The sequence below is a fragment of the Streptomyces sp. NPDC001933 genome, from assembly GCF_042890955.1.
Classification (GTDB): Bacteria; Actinomycetota; Actinomycetes; order Streptomycetales; family Streptomycetaceae; genus Streptomyces.
Map to the genome: position 1 here is coordinate 50,814 of NZ_JBIASS010000020.1, position 19,100 is coordinate 69,913.

The 19,100-nt window shown below is 70.0% G+C and carries 19 protein-coding genes and 4 pseudogenes; 4 read left to right on the forward strand and 19 right to left on the reverse strand.

The genetic code is table 11. The features are described from left to right. Positions 1-98: 98 nt before the first annotated feature. Positions 99-797, forward strand: a pseudogene (locus ACFYY7_RS35465) (murein hydrolase activator EnvC family protein); the annotation flags it as partial. A gap of 86 nt (positions 798-883) precedes the next feature. On the opposite strand, the gene ACFYY7_RS35470 reads toward ACFYY7_RS35465, so the two are convergent. The 4 genes and pseudogenes from ACFYY7_RS35470 to ACFYY7_RS35485 form a co-directional block, all read right to left on the reverse strand. Beyond that, on the reverse strand, positions 884-1,450 hold the full coding sequence (locus ACFYY7_RS35470; RefSeq protein WP_266733522.1) for a TetR/AcrR family transcriptional regulator: 567 nt from the start codon (positions 1,448-1,450) through the stop codon (positions 884-886). Positions 1,451-1,568: 118 nt separating this feature from the next. Then, positions 1,569-2,405: an RNA polymerase sigma factor WhiG gene (gene whiG, locus ACFYY7_RS35475; RefSeq protein ID WP_388667915.1), complete on the reverse strand. Its 837-nt coding sequence runs from the start codon at positions 2,403-2,405 to the stop codon at positions 1,569-1,571. 241 nt (positions 2,406-2,646) lie between these two features. After that, positions 2,647-3,918, reverse strand: a complete 1,272-nt coding sequence (gene dprA / locus ACFYY7_RS35480; RefSeq protein ID WP_388667916.1) for a DNA-processing protein DprA — start codon at positions 3,916-3,918, stop codon at positions 2,647-2,649. Then, a pseudogene (locus ACFYY7_RS35485) lies at positions 3,915-4,835 on the reverse strand (ATP-binding protein); the annotation flags it as partial. The pseudogene ACFYY7_RS35485 and the gene dprA, both read right to left, overlap by 4 nt. 212 nt (positions 4,836-5,047) lie before the next feature. On the opposite strand from ACFYY7_RS35485, the gene ACFYY7_RS35490 reads away from it, so the two are divergent. Genes ACFYY7_RS35490 through ACFYY7_RS35500 form a run of 3 tightly spaced genes read left to right on the forward strand, consistent with a single transcriptional unit; the run spans position 5,048 to position 8,909 of the window. After that, the gene (locus ACFYY7_RS35490; protein WP_388667917.1) at positions 5,048-6,133 is read left to right on the forward strand and encodes a tyrosine-type recombinase/integrase; all 1,086 of its coding nucleotides are present in this window, start codon (positions 5,048-5,050) and stop codon (positions 6,131-6,133) included. Next, on the forward strand, positions 6,130-6,462 hold the full coding sequence (locus ACFYY7_RS35495; protein ID WP_388667918.1) for a helix-turn-helix domain-containing protein: 333 nt from the start codon (positions 6,130-6,132) through the stop codon (positions 6,460-6,462). Before ACFYY7_RS35490 ends, ACFYY7_RS35495 begins: the two co-directional genes overlap by 4 nt. Beyond that, positions 6,459-8,909 (forward strand): hypothetical protein, encoded by a 2,451-nt coding sequence (locus ACFYY7_RS35500; RefSeq protein WP_388667919.1) that lies wholly within the window; start codon positions 6,459-6,461, stop codon positions 8,907-8,909. Before ACFYY7_RS35495 ends, ACFYY7_RS35500 begins: the two co-directional genes overlap by 4 nt. Here the strand turns inward: ACFYY7_RS35500 and ACFYY7_RS35505 are convergent. From ACFYY7_RS35505 to rpsP, 15 genes and pseudogenes are all read right to left on the reverse strand, one after another. Next, on the reverse strand, positions 8,890-9,447 hold the full coding sequence (locus tag ACFYY7_RS35505) for a hypothetical protein (protein WP_388667920.1): 558 nt from the start codon (positions 9,445-9,447) through the stop codon (positions 8,890-8,892). The genes ACFYY7_RS35500 and ACFYY7_RS35505 overlap by 20 nt on opposite strands. A gap of 98 nt (positions 9,448-9,545) precedes the next feature. Then, a pseudogene (locus tag ACFYY7_RS35510) lies at positions 9,546-10,253 on the reverse strand (magnesium chelatase domain-containing protein); the annotation flags it as partial. Beyond that, positions 10,253-10,612: a YraN family protein gene (locus tag ACFYY7_RS35515; protein ID WP_266729425.1), complete on the reverse strand. Its 360-nt coding sequence runs from the start codon at positions 10,610-10,612 to the stop codon at positions 10,253-10,255. The gene ACFYY7_RS35515 and the pseudogene ACFYY7_RS35510, both read right to left, overlap by 1 nt. 192 nt (positions 10,613-10,804) lie before the next feature. After that, positions 10,805-11,113, reverse strand: coding sequence for a DUF2469 domain-containing protein (locus ACFYY7_RS35520; RefSeq protein WP_003965949.1), 309 nt, complete (start codon positions 11,111-11,113; stop codon positions 10,805-10,807). A gap of 64 nt (positions 11,114-11,177) precedes the next feature. After that, positions 11,178-11,666 carry an NUDIX hydrolase gene (locus ACFYY7_RS35525; RefSeq protein WP_358943846.1) on the reverse strand — a complete coding sequence of 163 codons (489 nt, stop codon included), beginning with the start codon at positions 11,664-11,666 and terminating at the stop codon, positions 11,178-11,180. Next, positions 11,656-12,405: a signal peptidase I gene (gene lepB / locus ACFYY7_RS35530; RefSeq protein WP_388667921.1), complete on the reverse strand. Its 750-nt coding sequence runs from the start codon at positions 12,403-12,405 to the stop codon at positions 11,656-11,658. The genes ACFYY7_RS35525 and lepB (ACFYY7_RS35530) overlap by 11 nt, the downstream gene beginning before the upstream one ends. 51 nt (positions 12,406-12,456) lie before the next feature. Next, positions 12,457-13,398, reverse strand: a complete 942-nt coding sequence (gene lepB, locus ACFYY7_RS35535) for a signal peptidase I (RefSeq protein WP_388667993.1) — start codon at positions 13,396-13,398, stop codon at positions 12,457-12,459. Between the two features lie 274 nt (positions 13,399-13,672). After that, positions 13,673-14,554 carry a signal peptidase I gene (lepB, locus tag ACFYY7_RS35540; protein ID WP_388667994.1) on the reverse strand — a complete coding sequence of 294 codons (882 nt, stop codon included), beginning with the start codon at positions 14,552-14,554 and terminating at the stop codon, positions 13,673-13,675. Further along, positions 14,454-15,511: pseudogene (gene lepB, locus ACFYY7_RS35545) on the reverse strand (signal peptidase I). Before lepB (ACFYY7_RS35545) ends, lepB (ACFYY7_RS35540) begins: the two are co-directional and overlap by 101 nt. After that, positions 15,504-16,271, reverse strand: coding sequence for a signal peptidase I (gene lepB / locus ACFYY7_RS35550; RefSeq protein ID WP_388667922.1), 768 nt, complete (start codon positions 16,269-16,271; stop codon positions 15,504-15,506). Before lepB (ACFYY7_RS35550) ends, lepB (ACFYY7_RS35545) begins: the two are co-directional and overlap by 8 nt. A 45-nt stretch (positions 16,272-16,316) precedes the next feature. Further along, positions 16,317-16,667 carry a 50S ribosomal protein L19 gene (rplS, locus tag ACFYY7_RS35555; RefSeq protein WP_072487231.1) on the reverse strand — a complete coding sequence of 117 codons (351 nt, stop codon included), beginning with the start codon at positions 16,665-16,667 and terminating at the stop codon, positions 16,317-16,319. Positions 16,668-16,794: 127 nt separating this feature from the next. Next, a complete protein-coding gene (trmD, locus tag ACFYY7_RS35560; RefSeq protein WP_351254827.1) occupies positions 16,795-17,616 on the reverse strand; it encodes a tRNA (guanosine(37)-N1)-methyltransferase TrmD in 822 nt (273 codons plus the stop codon). Next, positions 17,616-18,233, reverse strand: coding sequence for a ribosome maturation factor RimM (gene rimM, locus ACFYY7_RS35565; protein WP_388667923.1), 618 nt, complete (start codon positions 18,231-18,233; stop codon positions 17,616-17,618). The genes trmD and rimM overlap by 1 nt, the downstream gene beginning before the upstream one ends. Positions 18,234-18,312: 79 nt before the next feature. Next, positions 18,313-18,552: an RNA-binding protein gene (locus ACFYY7_RS35570; RefSeq protein ID WP_005311361.1), complete on the reverse strand. Its 240-nt coding sequence runs from the start codon at positions 18,550-18,552 to the stop codon at positions 18,313-18,315. A gap of 2 nt (positions 18,553-18,554) precedes the next feature. Continuing rightward, positions 18,555-18,998, reverse strand: a complete 444-nt coding sequence (gene rpsP / locus ACFYY7_RS35575) for a 30S ribosomal protein S16 (RefSeq protein WP_072487234.1) — start codon at positions 18,996-18,998, stop codon at positions 18,555-18,557. Between the last annotated feature and the right edge of the window lie 102 nt (positions 18,999-19,100).

The following is a 19,100-nucleotide window of genomic DNA, read 5'->3' on the forward strand; positions in this document are numbered from 1 at the left end:
CCCGAGTGCCGGGTGACGGCGCTGTCCACAACCGGCAGGTTGTCCACAGATCCGGTTCATGATCCCCGCGGATCGCGGGGCTGCGGGACGGTTCTGCCATGCGATCCACAACTGATCCGACCGGTCCGGCCGCTCCTGCGGAGCCCGCTCCCGCGCGCCTGCGGGAGGCGCTCGTGGTGGCGGTGGCGGTCCTGCTGGCGGTGGTGTGCGGCTTACCTGTCGCCGCGGCCGGCGGGCCGAAGCCCACGCCCGTTCCCGCAGCCGGGAGACAGACGCCGAGGCCCGCGCCCGCAGCCGTCAGGCCGACGTCCACATCCACGCCCGCGCCCGCGTCTGAATCCGGGCCGGTGCCGGACGGCGGCCGGAGTTGGCCGCTCGCCGGGCGGCCCGCGGTCGTACGGGGCTGGGAGCCCCCGGCCGGCACCTACGGGCGGGGCCACCGGGGCGTCGACCTCGCCGCGGAGCCGGGTGCGGCGGTGCTCGCCGCCGCCTCGGGAAAGGTCTCGTTCGCGGGGCGGGTGGCGGGACGCGGGGTGCTGGCGATCGAGGTGGCCGGCAGCGGTGATCCGCCGCTGCGGACCACGTACGAACCGGTGCGGGCGCTCGTCGCGAAGGGCGAGGAGGTGACGGCGGGGCAGGAGGTGGCGATCGTGGAGGCAGGGCCCTTCCACTGCGCGGCGGGCTGTCTCCACTGGGGCCTGCGGCGCGGTGACACCTATCTGGATCCGCTGTCGTTGCTGCCGCCGTCACTGCTGCGGCGGGGCCCGTCCCGGCTGCTTCCGGTGTTCGGCGTGCCCGGGGCCGCACGCGCCGACGGGAGGACCGGGGACGGGCTCGCCGCCCCCGGCGTTCTGCTCGCGGTCGCCGCGACGCGGCGGCCGCGTCAGCTCCGTGCGCCCTGTACGCCTCGGAGGATCATGCCGACGGCGGTGTCCGCGATCACGGCCGGCTCCTCGGCGACGGCCAGCTCGATACGTCGCACCGCGGCGTCCACCGAACCCTGGAGCAGCATCGCCGCCAGCCTCGGCTGCGCGTGGCCGAGGTCGCCGAGCGCCTCGACGATCATGGCGATCAGCCCGCCGTGCGCGGCCCTGATCTTCTCGCGCGCCCCGGCGTCCAGCTCGCTGGCCGAAATGGCGACGACGGCCCGGTGGCGGCGGTCCCCGACGAGGTCGAGCTGCCGGCGCACATATGCCTCGATCTTGCCCTCGGGCGTCGTGGCCTGCTCCATCGCGTTCTCGACCTCGGCCGCCCAGACGGGGAAGTCGACGGCGCAGAGCTCCTCCACGACGGCCGCGCGGGATCGGAAGTACTCGTACACGGAGGACCGGGCGAGGCCCGTCCGTTCGGCGAGAGCGGGGAAGGTCAGCGCCTCCGTACCACCCTCGGACAGCAGGGAGCGTGCGGCGTCCAGGAGGGCGCCGCGCTGCATGGTCCGGTGCTCGGCCACCGAGGCCGCTCGAATCCTGGGCACGTGCCCACTCTACGGCGACCGGTGTCCGAGAGGGCGAGTGCGGCCCTGATCGATGGCCGAAGCAAGCATGGCCGGCGCCGGTTGCGAGCGGGGCTCAGCGTCCGGCGTCGGCCAGCTTCGCGCGCAGTTGCAGCACCGATTTGGTGTGGATCTGGCTGACCCGGCTCTCGGTGACCCCGAGGACGTTGCCGATCTCGGCGAGGGTAAGGCCCTCGTAGTAGTAGAGGGTGACGACCGTCTTCTCGCGCTCCGGAAGCGTGTTGATCGCCCGCGCGAGCAACCGTCTGAGCTCGCGGTCCTCGGCGACCTCAACCGGATTGTCGGCGGCGGTGTCCTCCAGCGTGTCCATCAGGCTGAGCCGGTCGCCGCCCTCGCCGCCGACGTGCAGCAGTTCCTCCAGCGCGACCACGTTGGCCAGCGACAACTGGCTGAAAACCGTATGGAGTTCCTCAAGCGCGATGCCCATCTCCGCGGCGACCTCCGCCTCGGACGGGGTACGCCGCAGCTGCGCCTCCAGCGTGGCGTAGGCGCGTTCGACCGCCCTCGCCTTCTGGCGCACCGAGCGCGGGATCCAGTCCAGCGCCCGGAGTTCGTCGATCATCGCGCCCCGGATCCGGGTGATCGCGTAGGTCTCGAACTTGATCGCGCGCTCGATGTCGAACTTCTCGATCGCGTCGATCAGTCCGAAGACCCCCGAGGAGACGAAGTCCGCCTGCTCGACGTTGGAAGGCAGGCCCACACTCACCCGGCCCGCGACGTACTTCACCAGCGGCGAGTAGTGGAGGATCAGCTGCTCCCGCAGCCGCTCGTCGCCGGTGGACTTGTACGAACGCCACAACTCGTCGAGCGAGGAGGGGGCGGGGGGACGCACAGTGCCACGCGCAGCCGGTGGCGCTGCCGCGCGGTCAGGCCCGGAGGTGTGCTGGGGCATGTGGTGCCTTGAGCCGTTCTGCCGTGAAGTGCTGTGGACGTATGTCTGAGTCGAAACCCTTGTGAGCGTAGCGTGACGACGATGTCGCGGTCCGCGCAGGATAGAGGATCAGCGCTGTGCGAATCCGGCCGATTCAACACGGCTGAGGCCCGGGGCCGTCGCCGTGCGCGTCGGCCCCGGAGGCGTCGCTGAAGGATCCGCCGAGGTCATCGGCATCACCTTTTCACCCGAATGCTCCAGGTCAAGTACCGCCTCGCCGCGCGTCGCCATTGCAAGTCGGCCCCGGCGTCAACCGCCATCCCTCGCCATCCCGTTCGACGAACCCCAGTGAGTGCAGTTCGTACAGCCTGCCGAGTGCTTCGTCGGCGCTGGTTCCGGCGGTGCGGGCCACATCGCGCCCGCTGACGGCACCCCGGCGGGGCAGGGCGTCGAGGACTCTGTCGGAGGTCGCGTCCAGCAGATCCCGGGGGTACACGGGACCGCGTCTGGCCGGGGCCAGTTCGCCGATGTCCCCCACCAGTTCGGCGACTTCGGCGGCATCGGTGACCAGGACGGCCTCTCCGCGCAGGAGTTCATGCACCCCTGCCGACAGCCCGCTGGTGGCGGGTCCTGGCACGCCCATCGTGAAGCGGCCGAGCCGCTGTGCGCAGCGCGCGGTGACGAGCGAACCACTGCGGTATTCGGCCTCGACGACGACCGTCCCGCGCGTCAACGCGGCGATGACCCGGTTCCGGAGAATGAACCTGCTGCGGGTGGGATGATCGGACGGTGGTAATTCACCGATGACGAGCCCCTGTTGCGCGATCCGTCCGATCAGCTCGGCGTGTCCCCGGGGGTAGGGGACGTCCACCCCGCAGGCCAGGACCGCCGTCGTCGCCCCGCCGACGGCGAGCGCGCCGCGGTGCGCCGCCCCGTCGACCCCGAACGCGGCTCCCGACACGACCACCCACCCCAGCTCCGCGAGTCCCGCGCCGAGTCCGGCCGCCATGTGCGATCCGTAGGGGGTGCAGGCTCGGGCGCCGACCACGGCGACCGAACGCAGCGCCCAGAGCCGCAGATCGCGGGGCCCCCGCACCCACAGGCCGGTCGGCCTGGCGTCCGCGAGGTCGTCGAGCTGGCTGGGCCATTCCCTGTCTCCGGGACAGACGAACCGCCCGCCGAGCGCGGCGATCACCGAGAGGTCCCGCCCGGGGTCGGCGCTCTCGGCCCGCAACCGGTATCCGGCGAGCCGCTTCGGGGTCATCCCGCTCAGCTGCTCCGCGGTGCCGTCCCCGCTGGTGATCCGCCGTACCAGTTCGACGGCACCGCACTCGCGCAGCCAGCGGCCGCCGTGCTCGTCCCCGGGCTCGATGATGCGGGTCAGGGCGGCTCGCGCCAGCCGCTCCTGACCGCTCACCGTCAGCCCTGGCCCGGCCCCGGGCTCCTCCCCCGTGGCGTGTGCCGCACCCGGTCCCCGTACCTCCCCCGACAGGTCCGGCCCGTTCCCCGGCCCGTCCTCCGTCCGCCGCGTCATGACGGCGTCCCGGCGTTCGTCAGGGCGCCCCGTGGAATCCCGGTCCGCAGTTCCAGCGCCACCGCGATGTCGGAGGCGTCCGGACGGTCGGCGCCGCGCAGATCGGCGACCGTCCACGCCACTCTGAGCACCCGGTCCAGGCCCCGCGCGGTGAGCATGCCCCGTTCCATGTCCCGCTCGGCCGCGAGAAGCGCACCCGGTGCCGCGACCAGCCTGGTCCGCAGTTCATGGCCGGGCACCTCGCTGTTGGTGGACCACCCGGTGCCCGTCAGCCGTTCCGCTGCCCGCGCCCTGGCCCGCCGGACCCGGGCCGCCACGGAGGCCGTCGACTCGCCCCTGCCGCCCTGCCCCATCAGGTCCTCGCGCCTGACCGGGTCGACGAACACCTGCAGGTCCACCCGGTCGAGCAGCGGCCCGGAGAGTCTCGCCTGATAGCGCCTGACCGTGGCGGACGGGCACTCGCAGCCGGCGCCGCTGAGGCCGTACCGGCCGCACGGGCAGGGGTTGGCGGCCAGCATCATCAGAAATCTGGCGGGCAGCCGCACCACCCCGGCGCTGCGCGCCACCACCACATGTCCCGACTCCAGCGGCTGTCGCAGCGCGTCCAGCGCCCGTACGGAGAACTCGGGCGCCTCGTCCAGAAAGAGAATTCCCCGGTGAGCCAGCGAGACCGCACCGGGCCTCGGCAGTCCGTTGCCCCCGCCGACCAGCGACTGCATCGTCGCCGAGTGGTGGGGTGCGCAGTAGGGCGGCCGGCTGACCAGTGGTTCTCCCGGTGGCAGGATGCCGGCCACCGAGTGCACCGCGGTCACCTCCAGGGATTCCTTCCGGGTCAGCTCCGGCAGGATGGCCGGCAGCCGCTCGGCCAGCATGGTCTTGCCGGCGCCTGGCGGTCCCGAGAGCAGGAGGTGGTGACCGAACTGCGCGGTATTGCATCTGATGCACGATCCGAAGGGGCTCCAAGCCGCTCATCTCGGACAATGCCCAGCCTCTCCGTCACCGTACACCAAGCCTGTGACCTGGCAGTTTGCTAGAAACTTCCCGTTTATTGCAAGATTCGTGCAGTCAACGGGAAGGGCACGTGAGGGTGTCGAATGGTGCAAGACCGCCTATAACGGGTGCGGCCCGGATGGAGCTGGTGGACGGGGTCGCTCTGCTGCATCCCGAGGACGCGGTCTTCGAGGCGATGCTCAGCGGGTTTGCCAAGCAGCAGCGGGGCGGCCGGCGGCTCGACAAGAAGACAGTCAAGGGCCGTGACGGGCAGCTGCGCCGGTTCGCCACGTTCACGAATGAGTACCCGTGGAACTGGTCTGCCTCACACATGGACGAGTGGATGGTGTCCCTGATCAGCGAAAAGGGGCTGGCCCACTCGACGCTACGGGCCTATCAGCTGACGGTGCGGCTGTTCTGCGACTTCCTGATCAGCCCCGCCTACGAGTGGGCGGCCGAGTGCGAGAAGCGGTTCGGCACACACCCGGTGCAGATCTGCCACGAGTGGAACACCGCCCAGCACCTGACCGACTACGAGGGCCAGGCCGAGAGGCGGCCGTTCACCCGGGAAGAACTGCAGAAGTTCTTCGACTACTGCGACGACCGGATCGACGTCGCGGCCCGCTCCCGCCGCAAGGGCGCCCTGGCGGCCTACCGCGACGCGACGCTGTTCAAGACGCTCTACGGCTGGGGCCTGCGCCGCACCGAGGGCTGCAAGCTCGACCTGGTGGACTTCCACCGCAACGCCGCCGCGCCTGAGCTGGGCCGGTACGGGATGCTGCAGGTCCGCTGGGGCAAGGCGACGAAGGGCTCGCCGCCGCGGCGGCGGAACGTCGCCACCGTGATGCCGTGGGCGGTGGAGGCCGTCGAGGACTACGTGGTCAACATCCGCCCGCGGTTCGGGGCCCCGGACCACCCGGCTCTCTGGTTGACCGAGCGCGGGGGCCGTCTGCAGCCACGCGAGGTCAACGACCGCTTCACCGCCTACCGCGACGCGATCGGCCTGCCACCGGAACTGACACCACACTCACTTCGCCACAGCCACGTCACGCACCAGATCGAGGACGGTGTCGACCCGAAGTTCGTACAGGACCAGGTCGGACATCGCTATGCGAGCACGACTGCCATCTACACGGCGGTCAGCGGCGACTTCATGAACACAATGATGCGCAAGGCCCTGGACCGGGCCTTCAAGCGGGACGCGGACATGGGAGACACCGGATGACGGCCAAGCTGGACTACACCTGGCGGCTGCGCGAAATCATGGCTGAGCAGGGCATGTTCACCACGGCTGCCCTGCAGCCGATGCTGGCCGAGCGAGGGGTGAGCCTGTCGACCAGCCAGGTTTATCGGCTGGTGACGGAGAAGCCGGAACGGCTCAGTCTGAAGGTCCTGATGGCCCTGATCGACATTTTCGGCTGCCCCATGGACGACCTGATCAAGCCGACCACCGCTGCCAAGGCCACCCGCTCCAAGCGCACGGCCGATGGCACCGAGGCGGGCATCGGCAGCTTCCGCCCGAAGAGGGCACGCATCACCGGCCCGGAGAAATGACCACTGCACCTCTCGTTCCGACGCCCGAACCCGACGACATCGTCGTCTCCATCATGGCAGGCGTCGAGCCGGGCCTGACCGAGGAAGTCGTACGGCAGGCGGTCGCCGACGCGGCGGCTTCCCGGGCCAAGCGCCGCCGTCTGGCCCGTTCTCTCGCCGACGAATCGGGCTTGCTGACCTCTGGCCGCCCCGAGGGGCCAGCCGTGATCGGAGACTTCATCCGGGCCCTGCTCGCGCACGGCTCCCGCCGGGCCGTCCTGCCGAAGTGCGCCGACTGCTCCAGCACGAAGAAGCTGACAAGCCTGCGGGCCGACGGCAAACGCGTCTGCCAGCCTTGCGATCACAAGGTCCGCGCTGCGTCGCTGAGTTGTATTGAGTGCGCCCGGCCAGCTCGGGTCTATCGCCGCACTCGCACCGGCGAGGCGATCTGCCGCGGCTGCTGGAGGCTGCCCGACGGCGACCCGGCCGCTCTGATCAGCGCGGCCGTCACCGCCGTCGCCCCGGGCGCCGAGCCTGCGGCCGTCCGGCGAGCCGTCGAGTCGGTCGCCCCGGTCGGCAACGTCTACTTGATGTTTCGGCTGCTCTGGGAGATCGAGGACACTCCGGGCCTGCTGACCGGCGAGGGCGCCAAGGCGTCCGCTCGGGCCGCCCGACTGATCACCGCGCTCTCCGCCGCCGGCGTCACCGTCACCGCCCCGGCCTGCCACCGCTGCGGCGAGGTCCGACCACTGACCCATGTGCTCACCAGTCTCCGCTGTTGCGAGCCCTGCTACCGCAGAGCCACCGCCACTCCCTGCGACCGCTGCGGCCGAGACCGGCCTGTCGCCACCCGTCGCCTGGGAGGAGCCCCGCTGTGTTCGCCCTGCATGCGCCACGAGGCCGACCAGTTGATCACCTGCGTCCTCTGCGACCGGGTCCGTCCCGTCGGGCGACGCACTAAGGACGGGCCGCTCTGCGGCGCCTGCTACCGGCCGGTCCCGTTGATCTGCTCGTTCTGTGGCAAGGGGCCGCGACGCTGTTTCCGGGCGGCGACCGGGATGCCCCGTTGCGACGTCTGTTCCCGCACCCGCCGAACCTGTGTGGGCTGCGGCAAGGAAAAGTACGCCGCGGCCCGGACCGAGGACGGCCACCTCTGCGAGACCTGCTGGCAGAAGAATCCGATCTCCTTCAACCCCTGCCGACTCTGCGGGACGGTCGAGTATCTGCACAGCTACGGCCGCTGCCACAGCTGCGTCCGCGACCAGCAGGTCCGCGACGCGCTTTCCCGAGACGGCGTCCTGCGCCCCGGTCTCCAGCCGGTCCATGACGTCCTCGCCGCCAGCGGGGCGAAGGCCGGACTGAAATGGCTGACCCACCCCAGCGCCCGCACGATCCTCGACGCCCTCGCGGACGGCACCTGCCCACTCACCCACGAGGGCCTGGACGCCCTCCTGCCGAACAAGTCCGTGGCCTTCCTGCGTGCCGCCCTGGTCACGGCCGGCGTTCTGCCCGCACGCGACGAGCGATTCGCCGCCCTGGAACAGTGGATCACCACGGCGACCGAGGCGGTCACGGACGACGGTGAACGCAAGCTCGTCCGGCGCTTCGCGACCTGGCACCACCTGCGGCGCCTTCGACGCGAGGCTGCGAAACACCCGGTCACCTCGACCCAGGCGCACGCGGTCCGAGCCAGTATCCGCGCCGCGGTCGCCCTGCTGGTCTGGCTGCGCGAACAGGGCGCTGAACTCGGGCTCTGCACCAAGGCTCACCTGGACGAGTGGATCGACAGCGGGGCCACGCCCCGATACGACGCCCGCGGTTTCATCGAGTGGTGCCGCAAGAACCGGCACATCAGCAAGGACCTGGAGATCCCAGCCCGCGAGAAGCTGAGCCATGTCCGGCCGACAGACGAAGACGAACGCTGGGCTGTCAGTCGTCGCCTGATGCACGACGACGGCCTTGCCATCGAGGACCGATTCGCCGGGCTCCTCGTCCTGCTCTATGCCCAGCCCCTCACGGCGGTCTCACAGCTGCCGGTCACAGCGGTGATCACAGAAGGCCCGCAGACGTCGCTGATGCTGGGCGACACTCCCCTGCTGCTGCCTGATCCCGTCGACAAACTCGCCCGGCGGCTCGTCGCCCGGCGACGCGGACACATCACGATCGGCTCCTCGGCGGACTCGCCCTGGCTCTTCCCCGGCGCCTTCGCCGGCCAGCCGCTCAGCAGCCACCATCTCGGAACACGGTTGAAGCGGCTGGGCATCTACTCACGTCCGGGCCGGACTTCCGCCCTGATGGGACTCTCCACCCAGTTGCCAGCGGCGATCCTCACCGAACTCCTGGGAATCAGCCCCGAGACCGCCACCGCCTGGACCCAGGAAGGAGGCAACTGGGCTCGATACGCCGCAGAGCTCCAGAACCGCCCCCATGCTTCGCAGGGGTCAGCGATCACTCAGGATCTGCAATAAGGAGAGGGGGAGCAGGGGGACGCAGCGGCTCGTTGAGAGCCTCCCTCGCCGCTTCCAGGAAGCTGTCACGCTTTGCAGCGTCGCCAGGACGGCGCGCGACTTCCTCGGCAGAGGGAATTACATATGCGGGTCCCTCCAGCCGCACGATGTTGAGTGCCTGCTCGACTCGATCGTGGAACTCAGTCGCAATGCCAGAAGCTGCACGCTGATCAGTCGTCGGGGCTGCGACCAACTGGTCCACGCGGTTCAAGAACTCGACATACGCCTGGCGCCGCAGTTCTCGCCTCTTGCTGATCTCTTGGGCCTGGTGTCCCTCGCGCAGGACCTCAAGCTGAGCATCGGCTTGCCGCTGCGCAGAGGCCCAGGCGGCATCAGCTTGCCGCTGCGCAGAGGCCCAGGCGGCATCAGCTTGCCGCTGCGCCGCATCACGCGTCGCACCTGCCTGGCGTTCGGCCGCCCTCACCGCGAAGAACCCTGTGACTGCGCTGCCGGCCAAGGCCGCACCAGCCGCAACTAGGGCAACAAGCAACTCATCCACACGGTCATGGCTAGCACGCTTGCGCTGCCGTCGTGGTGACTTTCGGCAGATTCCGGAGCCAGGGCATTCCGCATGTTCCGTTATCCGGGGTTACCAATACCCGCCGCGGCGACCTCCAGAGCCTTGCGGGGCAGCTCCTGCCCCGCCACGTCCGCGAGATCCGGTGCGTTCCCGTCGCCCTGCCCGGCCCCGCGGGCGAGCCCGGTGCCGATGCCCGCGCCGGGCACCATCAGCCCGGCCAGCATGGTGTCGGGGCGCCCCTCGTCGTGCGCCTGCCGCTCGTCGGGCACCGGTTCGTCGCAGAGCACGGCGACCAGCTGCCGCAGGCTCCGTACCCCGAGGACGGAGACCCCCGGAACCAGCGCCGCCTCCCCTGCGGTCTGTTCGGGCACGACGACCTGCCGGTACCCTGCCTCCGCCGCGGCGAGCACGGCCGGCAGCACACCGCGCACCGGCCGCACCCGGCCGTCGAGCCCCAGCTCGCCGATCATCACCACATCGGCGATGGAAGCGGGATCGATCCGCTCCGCCGCGCCCAGCACCGCACAGGCGACGGCGAGATCGAACCCGGATCCGCCCTTCGGTACCGAGGCCGGTGACAGGCCAACCGTGAGTTTCTTCTGCGGCCACTCGGCCCCCGAGTTCACCACCGCGGCCCTGACCCGGTCCCGGCTCTCCACCAGGCTCTTGTCCGGCAGCCCCACCAGGGTGAACGCGGCCACCCCCGCCTCCAGGTCCGCCTGGACCTCCACCACCACGCCCTCGACGCCGACGAGCGCCACCGAGCACGCCCGCGCGAACCCCATCAGGCCACCCCCCGCGCATGCTCGGCAACGGGCGCCCCGCGCCTGGGCAGCACCACGCCGACCAGGTCGATCCGGACCCCGCCGGGCGGCGGGCCGCCGTGCCGGTGGGTCCAGATACCGGCCAGCCGCCGCAGCCGCTCCGCCTTGACCGGTGTGACGGCCGCCATCGGATGCTCGAACGCGCCAGCCCTGCGGGTCTTCACCTCGCAGACCACGAGTGCGTCGCCGTCCATCGCGACGATGTCGATCTCACCGGCGCGACAGCGCCAGTTCCGTTCCAGTACGGACATGCCGGCCTCGGCCAGCAGCCGCGCCGCCAGATCCTCGCCGTACCGCCCGAGTGCCCCCCGTGCGTTCATTTCGGCACCACCTCCGGGACCGACTCTGACGCGTCCGGTCCCGATTGGTGGATCTTGGTGGACAACCCCGGGATTGTGGATAACCCGGCCACCCGGAAGTGGGAATCAGCGGGGAATCCCTTGGCAGCCGCCGAAAATCGCTGGCGAACCGCCGGGGTATCAACGCCCGGGGCAACGCCCTCGGGGTCGGGCTCAGCCGCCCGGAAGTTCGAGGTCGCTCTTGTTGAGCTCCTCGATGTTGACGTCCTTGAACGTCAGCACCCGTACCTGCTTGACGAACCGCGCGGGCCGGTACATGTCCCAGACCCAGGCATCCGCCATCGATACTTCGAAAAACACCTCGCCCTGGACCGAGTGCACCTGCATCTCGTAGTCGTTGGTGAGGTAGAAGCGCCGTTCGGTCTCGATCACATATTTGAACAGACCGACGACATCTCGGTACTCCCGGTAGAGCTTCAGCTCCATCTCGGTCTCGTACTTTTCGAGGTCCTCGGCGCTCATTGGCATGTTCCCCTTCAGCCGTGCGTCCCCCCATTGTGCGCCAGGCCCCGGTCCCCCTGGGCGCTTAGGCGATTTCGGGGTCGAGAACCAGTGGCGTACGCGGAGGACCCTCGTCGAGCAGCGTGCGCAGCAACTCGGCGAGCCTGGTCGGGTACACCGTCTCACGCGCCGCCGACAGTTCGGCGGAGGTCCACCACCTCAGCCCCGCGACGCTGCGCTGCTCCAGCCCGGTCTGCCCACTGGTGTCGGTGGCGGTCTGCCTCGTACGTGCCAGGAAATACCACTCGTCCTGGTCCCAGCGGCGTCCGTCGAACGGGAACGAGCACATCCGCTGCCAGAGCAGCGGCCCCAGCTCGACGTCGGTGATCCCGGTCTCCTCGGTCAGCTCGCGCAGCGCGGCCTCCTCCCGGGTCTCGTCGCCCTCCACACCGCCGCCGGGGGTGAACCACCAGGTGCTCGCCGGATCCTCCGGTTCGAAGCCGTGCATCAGCAGGATCCGGTCGTCGGGGTCCAGGAGCACCACGCGGGCGACCTTCCGCTTCTCAGTGCGCACCGGCGGGCACCTTTTCGCCCTTGCCGCGTCGCGAGCGCGCGGACCGTGCCGCGATCGGCCCGTATGCCGCACCGCCCAGGATGAGCACCACGCCCACGAGCACGGCCGCGAGCTGCAACCGCAGCGGTCCGGGCGACGACACCCCGCCCGGGAGCGAGGCGAAGGCCTCCGGACGCTCGACCATGCCGTTCATCGGCCAGGCGATGGCGTCCACCCGGGCCTGTACCGCGTCGCGCGGGACGGAGCCCTGCCCCGCGTCGTCCAGGTGGACCCGGGAGTCCAGGGACGCGGTGCGCTCGTCGCCCAGCAGGAAGAGCTTCCCCTTGGGCACCTCCGCCGTGAAGTTCTCGGCGGAGGCGAGGCCCTTGGTGCGCAGATACGGTTCGTCAATGGGCTTGCCGTTGACCGAGAGCCGGCCGCCCTTGTCGCAGCAGGCGATCTTGTCGCCGCCGACCCCGACGACCCGCTTCACCATCGGCATGTCGCCCCACGCAGGATCAGTGAAGACCACCACGTCGCCGCGGCGCACCTCGCTGCCGTCGATGCGCTGCGCGAGCACCCGGTCGCCGGAGTTCACCGTCGGAGTCATCGACTGGGTCGGCACCGTGTACGGCTTGTACACCACCGCCCCCCAGGCGAACCCGCCGAGGAAGAGCACACAGCCGACGGCCACGGCCAGCCCCGACAGCATGCTGCCGAGCCGGCCGTGGCCGTCACCCGTACGTCCTTGTCCACTCATCCCAGCGTCCCCCACTCCGGAGATCGACAATCGCTGATCCGAGTGGGCACCCTACCCGGCGGTACGCCCGCTGGTCAGCCTCCTGCGGCGCCAAAGCACGAGGGGCAGCGCGCCCGCGATGCCGAGTGCTCCCGGGGCCAGGGCGGCCGCCGTGTTGATCCCCGGCTGATCGAAGGTGTCCGGGACCGGCAGCGTCGCCCAGCGGTTTATCGGCCACGCCACCACCACGGCCCGTCCCACGACGTCCTCGACGGGCACGAAGCCCTTGGTCGCCTCGTCCATGTGATAGCGCGAATCCAGGGAGTTCTGCCGGTGGTCGCCCATCACCCAGATCTTGCCCTCGGGCACCTTGACCGGGCCGAAGGGCTTGTCGTCGCACGCCGTGTTGCCGGGGAAGATGTACGGCTCGTCGAGCGCCTTCCCGTTGACCTTGACCGGACCGCCCTTCGCGCACTCCACGGTGTCACCACCGACCGCGATCGTCCGCTTGATCAGGTCCTTCTCCTTGGACGACGGCATCAGACCGATGAAACTCAGGAAGTCCTGCACCGCGTTCGACTCGGGGGTCGGCTCCCCGGCGAGCCAGTTGTCCGGGTCGTGGAAGACGACCACCTCGCCACGCTCGGGCTCCGAGCCGAACCAGGGGGTCAGCTTGTCCACCAGCACCCGGTCGCCCCGCTGGAGCGTGTTCTGCATCGAGTCCGACGGGATCGAGAACGCCTGCACCAGGAACGTCTTGATCAGCAGCGCGAGAACCAGGGCGACGACGATCAGCAGGGGCAGCTCCTTCCAGAAGGGACGCTGCTTCCTCGCCTCCTTCTTGCCACCCCCGTCCGGGGCCTGCTCGTCCGCGGACACGTCCGGGTCCGGCGCCCCTCCCTGATCGGCCGCCTGATCAGCCACCTGGCCCACCGCCGGATCGACGGCAGGTTCGGCGGACTGGTCGGGCCCCTTCGCGGGGTCTCCGTGTCCAGGTCGTGCACCGGCAGCCACGTCACTCACATCCAGTCCTCACTATGCGCCCCGCCTGCTCCAGGACCCTGTACGTTCAAGGGCCCACTGCCCGTTCGAGGGCCCTCTGCCCTGAACAACGAGCGGGAGTTCCTGAGGACCACCGCTTCGCCGACCGCCGTGCCGCCCCCGGACCGCCGGGCACCGCCCTGCCGCACCCGGGCCGCCCCGTGCGGATGCACTGATCGGCCGCCAGGATCCTACGAAGAAGACCTGGCGAGCGTCCCGTATTTACTCGATCTTGCCGTTCCCTTGGTCAGGACAGGCGGACCCGCCTGCGCCAGAGCACGATCGGCACGGCCCCGGCGATCCCGATCGCACCGGGCGCCGCGGCCATCGCGGCGTTCAGGCCCGGCTGGTCGAAGGTCTTCGGGATCGGCAGCGTCGACCAGCGGCTGATCGGCCACGCCACGACGAAGGCCCGGCCGACGACCTCGTCGTTGGAGACCGTGCCGTTGCCCGGCAGTTCCTGGTGGTAACGGGAGTCGCGGGAGTCCTGACGGTGGTCGCCCATCACCCAGATCCGGCCCTCGGGCACCTTGATCGGGCCGAACGGCTCGTCATTGCAGGCGGTGTTGCCCGGGAAGATGAACGACTGCTCGTCCAGGGGCCTGCCGTTGACCACGACGGGGCCGTTCTCCCTGCACTCCACCGTGTCGCCGCCGATGGCGATGACGCGCTTGATCAGGTCCTTCTCCTCGGCGGACGGCATCAGCCCGATGAAGCTGAGGAACTTCTGGACCACGTTCGGATGGACCTCCTGGGTGTCGTCCAGCCAGCCGCCCGGGTCGTGGAAGACCACGACCTCGCCGCGCTCGGGCTCCGAGCCGAACCAGGGGGTCAGCTTGTCCACCAGCACCCGGTCGCCCCGCTGGAGCGTGTTCTGCATCGAGTCCGACGGGATCGAGAACGCCTGCACCAGGAACGTCTTGATCAGCAGCGCGAGAACCAGGGCGATGACGATCAGCAGGGGCAGCTCCTTCCAGAAGGAGCGCGGCTTCTTCATGGCCTTGCCGCCGCCGTCCGGAGTGTCGCCGTCACTCCCGGCGTGGCTCGCGTTCCCGGCGGACTCGGCATGGCCCGAACGGTCCGGCCGGTCCTCGGGTTCCTCGTGTCCGGATCGTGCGCCGACGGCCAAATCCCCCACATCCACTCCTTATTCCGTGCCACGCCTGCGCCCCAGCCGGTGCAGGCCCACCACTCCCATAACGAGCGGGAGTTCTGCAGGGGTCGGGAGAGGGATCATTCCGTTGAGATCCTCGGACGCCACACTATTCGACGGACCCGACGCACCGGCCGCCCCGGCGCGCGCGTCAGGGACCGAGCCGAAAGTCTCCGGCTCCTCCAGCTTCCGCCAGTGGCCGACGGGCCAGGCGATCACCACGGCCCGGCCCACGACCTCCTCCTCGGACACCGTGCCGTGTCCCGGCTCGTCCAGGTGATAGCGCGAGTCGGCCGAATCCGACCGGTGGTCACCCATGACGAAGATCCGGCCCTGCGGAACCTTTACCTCGAATTTGATGAGGGAGGGAGGGTTCCCGGGATACAGGTACGGCTCGTCGAGCGGTACGCCGTTGACGGTGACCCGGCCGTCCTTGCCGCAGCACTTCACCGTGTCCCCGCCGACCGCGATCACCCGTTTGATCAGGTCCTGCTCGTCGTCGGAGGGCAGCAGTCCGATGAAGGTCAGCACCTCCTTCACCTGCTTGACGACGACGGGCGATTCCTTCTTGCCGACCTTCTCCTGCTGGAGCCAGCCCCCCGGGTCCTTGAAGACGACGACGTCGCCGCGCTGCGGCCGGGATCCGAACCAGGGCGTCAGCTTGTCCACGAGCACCCGGTCACCGATCCGGATGGTCTGCTCCATCGACCCCGAAGGGATCACGAAGGCCTGCACGAGGAACGTCTTGAGCACGAGCGCGATCACCAGCGCCACGACGATGAGCAGCGGGATCTCACCCACCGCGGCGCCGCGCCGCCGCCGCTTGACCTTGCGGGCCAGTCTCCGCCGCTCCACCCTGGTGGGCGGCCGGCTCCCGGCCGTCGGCGCAGTTCCGGGTTCGGCCCGGCGCCGCCCGCGGCCGCGGTTACCCATGGCCCCCGCCCTGCGACCGTTCGGTGGCGAACGCGGCGCTGTCCGGCAGCGAGCCCAGCCGGCTCGGCGGCCAGCCGATCCAGTCCACCCTGCCGATCACCATGTCGACCGGGACCATGCCACCGCCCGGCTCTCCCAGGTGGTCACGCGAGTCGCGGGAGTTGCTGCGGTGGTCGCCCAACATCCACAGCGTGCCGTCGGGCACGACGATGTCGAAGCGGACCTGGGAGGGCGCGTCCCCTGGATGCAGATAGTCCTCGACGACCGGCCGGCCGTTCACCTCGATCCGCCCCTCCTTGTCGCAGCAGACCACCCGGTCGCCACCCACGCCGACCACCCGCTTCACGTAGTCGGTCGCGGCCGGCTCGGCCAGGCCCAGGGACGCGGCCACCGAGTGCATCAGACCGGTGACGGGGTTCTGTTCCGGGGGCTCCTGCACAAAGGATCCGGTGCCGTCGAAGACCACCACGTCGCCCCGCTGCGGCGCGGATCCGGAGCTGTAGGCCAGCTTGTTCACCAGCACCCGGTCCCCCACCCGCAGCGTGGGCTCCATCGAGCCACTGGGGATCAGGAAGGGCTGGACCACGTAGTTGCTCAGGAGCAGTACGAAGACCGCGCAGACGGCTCCGAGCGCGACGGTCCGCCGCCAGGAGATCGCGGCGGGCAGGTCCGGGATACGCGAGGAGCGCGACCCCTCCTCCAGCGCCTTTGCGGGTGCGGAGGAGCGGTCGCGCTCCGAGGGCTTTGCTTCCGTGTCCATCGGGGCCAGAGCCTATCCGGCCGACCTGTGGACCTGGGAGTCAGCTCAGTTGTCGCGCTTCTCCTTGATCTTCGCGGCCTTGCCGCGGAGCTCACGGAGGTAGTACAGCTTGGCGCGACGGACGTCACCGCGGGTGACGAGCTCGATCTTCTCGAAGATCGGGCTGTGCACCGGGAAGGTGCGCTCGACGCCGACGCTGAAGGAGACCTTGCGGACCGTGAAGGTCTCGCTGACGCCCGCGCCCTGGCGACGGATGACTACGCCCTTGAACTGCTGGATACGGGAGCGGTTGCCCTCGATCACTCGGACGTGGACGTTGACGGTGTCACCGGGGCGGAACGACGGGATGTCGGTACGCAGCGATGCGGCGTTGACGCCATCGAGCAGGGAAGCCATGTTGTCTGCTTTCTTCGCCGATGCCACAGGTCATCGACGGGAGATAGGGAGAAATGGGGTGCTGATCGCGTCGGGCGGACGTCGTTCCCCCTGTGGCAGGGGCGTACGCCGGACGTACAGCAGCGGCCTATTCTTCCACGGCCTCGGGCCTGCGCCAAAATCGGCCACCGGGCTCTGGTGCCCAGCCGAGGATGGAGAGCATCTCGCGGTCCTTCTTGTCGAACCCCGCGGCTTCGCAGCGCTCGATCAGATCGGGCCGGTTGAGGGCGGTACGGCGGAACGCCTCGTCCCGGCGCCAACGGGCGATCCGCCCGTGGTGACCGCTGAGCAGCACTTCCGGAATGCCCCGGCCGCGCCACTCGGGCGGCTTGGTGTAGACGGGCCCCTCCAGCAGATTGGCCATCGCGCCGGGGGCGAAGGAGTCGTCCCGGTGCGATTCGGCGTTGCCCAGCACTCCGGGCAGCAGCCGGGCGACCGCCTCGGTGATCACCAGTACCGCGGCTTCCCCGCCGGCCAGCACGTAGTCCCCGATGGACACCTCGACGACCGGCATCCGGGTGGCGTACTCGTCCATCACCCGCCGGTCGATGCCCTCGTAGCGAGCCGGCGTGAAGATCAGCCAGGGCCGCTCGGAGAGTTCGACGGCGAGCTCCTGGGTGAACGGGCGCCCGCTGGGCGTGGGTACCACGAGCACCGGGGAGTGCGCCCCGGCCTCGTACCCGCCCGCCAGGGCGTCGTCCAGTGCCTCGCCCCACGGCTCGGTCTTCATGACCATGCCGGGGCCACCGCCGTACGGGGTGTCGTCGACCGTGTTGTGCCGGTCGTACGTCCAGTCGCGCAGGTCGTGCACGTGGACGTCGAGGCGACCCCGGGCTCGGGCCTTGCCGACGAGGGAGACGTTCAGCGGTTCCAGATACTCCGGGAAGATCGTGACGACGTCGAGGCGCATCAGGCGTCCTTCCCATCGGCGGAAGTCCCATCGGCGGAAGCCGCGTCGCCGCCCGCTCCGTCGCCTTCTTCGTCTTCTTCGTCCCGGGCGGAGGCGATCACGGCCTGGTCGGCGTCGATCAGGCCGGGCGGCGGGGTGATCACCGCGCGCTGCTCCGCCAGGTCGATCTCGGCGACGATCTCCTCGACGAACGGGATCATCACCTCGCTGCCGTCCGGCCGCTCGACGATGAAGAGGTCCTGGGACGGCAGGTGCGTGATCTCGGTGATCCGGCCGATCTCGGTGCCGTCGGCGAGGACCACGTCGAGGTCCATCAGCTGATGGTCGTAGAACTCCTCGGGGTCCTCGGGGAGTTCAGCCGGGTCGACGTCGGCGATCAGGAGCGTGTTGCGCAGCGCCTCGGCAGCCGTACGGTCGCGCACGCCCTCGAAGCGCAGCAGCAGCCGTCCGCTGTGCACCCGGCCGGTCTCGATCGTCAGCGGTCCGGCACCGGCCGGTTCGGTGGCGAGCACGGCCCCGGGCCCGAGCCGCAGCTCCGGCTCGTCCGTACGGACCTCGACGGTGACCTCGCCCTTGATGCCATGGGCCCGGCCGATCCGCGCGACTACCAACTGCACCTTGTGTCTCTCCTGTCATACGACGACGGGCCGGGGCGGGCTCATGGCCCTCCCCGGCCCGTGCCGGTGTTCAACTCTGTCAGCGAACCTGATCCACATCGACGAGGTCGACACGGATACCACGGCCGCCGATGGCGCCCACGACGGTACGCAGCGCGCGGGCGGTGCGGCCATTGCGGCCGATCACCTTGCCGAGGTCGTCGGGGTGGACCCGGACCTCCAGCACGCGACCACGGCGCAGGTTGCGCGAGGCGACCTGCACATCGTCAGGGTTGTCGACGATGCCCTTCACGAGGTGCTCGAGAGCCTCCTCGAGCATGCTCAGGCCTCGGTCGACTCGGCGGGCGCAGCCGCGTCAGCAGCCTCGTCCGCCTTCTTGTCGGACTTCTTCGCCTTCTGCGTGATGGCCTCGCCCTTGGACTCGTCGCCGCCGTCCTTGGTCAGAGCCTCGAACAGGGCGCGCTTGTCAGCCTTGGGCTCCGGCTGCAGCAGCGGCGCGGGGGCCGGGAGACCCTTGTGGGCCTGCCAGTCACCGGTGAGCTTCAGGATCGCGAGAACCGGCTCGGTCGGCTGGGCGCCGACGGACAGCCAGTACTGCGCACGCTCCGAGTTGACCTCGATGCGCGAGGGGTTCTGCACCGGGTGGTACAGACCGATCTCCTCGATGGCCCGGCCGTCACGGCGGGTACGGGAGTCGGCGACGACGATGCGGTAGTGAGGCGAACGGATCTTGCCCAGACGCTTCAGCTTGATCTTGACTGCCACGGAAGTGGTGTCTCCTGGTCTATGACGTGGGTGGGCACAACGAAGATGCCACGTGGGGTTGCGGTACTCGGGTGCCCGATGGACGCGTCAGCCGGAGGAGAG

Coding starts and splice junctions, on each gene's coding strand:
- whiG (WP_388667915.1), bottom strand. CDS start 2,405: ATGCCCCAGCACACCTCCGGGCCTGACCGCGCGGCAGCGCCACCGGCT.
- dprA (WP_388667916.1), bottom strand. CDS start 3,918: ATGACGCGGCGGACGGAGGACGGGCCGGGGAACGGGCCGGACCTGTCG.
- ACFYY7_RS35490 (WP_388667917.1), top strand. CDS start 5,048: ATGGAGCTGGTGGACGGGGTCGCTCTGCTGCATCCCGAGGACGCGGTC.
- ACFYY7_RS35495 (WP_388667918.1), top strand. CDS start 6,130: ATGACGGCCAAGCTGGACTACACCTGGCGGCTGCGCGAAATCATGGCT.
- ACFYY7_RS35500 (WP_388667919.1), top strand. CDS start 6,459: ATGACCACTGCACCTCTCGTTCCGACGCCCGAACCCGACGACATCGTC.
- ACFYY7_RS35515 (WP_266729425.1), bottom strand. CDS start 10,612: ATGAACGCACGGGGGGCACTCGGGCGGTACGGCGAGGATCTGGCGGCG.
- ACFYY7_RS35520 (WP_003965949.1), bottom strand. CDS start 11,113: ATGAGCGCCGAGGACCTCGAAAAGTACGAGACCGAGATGGAGCTGAAG.
- lepB (WP_388667921.1), bottom strand. CDS start 12,405: ATGAGTGGACAAGGACGTACGGGTGACGGCCACGGCCGGCTCGGCAGC.
- lepB (WP_388667922.1), bottom strand. CDS start 16,271: ATGGACACGGAAGCAAAGCCCTCGGAGCGCGACCGCTCCTCCGCACCC.
- rplS (WP_072487231.1), bottom strand. CDS start 16,667: ATGGCTTCCCTGCTCGATGGCGTCAACGCCGCATCGCTGCGTACCGAC.
- trmD (WP_351254827.1), bottom strand. CDS start 17,616: ATGCGCCTCGACGTCGTCACGATCTTCCCGGAGTATCTGGAACCGCTG.
- ACFYY7_RS35570 (WP_005311361.1), bottom strand. CDS start 18,552: ATGCTCGAGGAGGCTCTCGAGCACCTCGTGAAGGGCATCGTCGACAAC.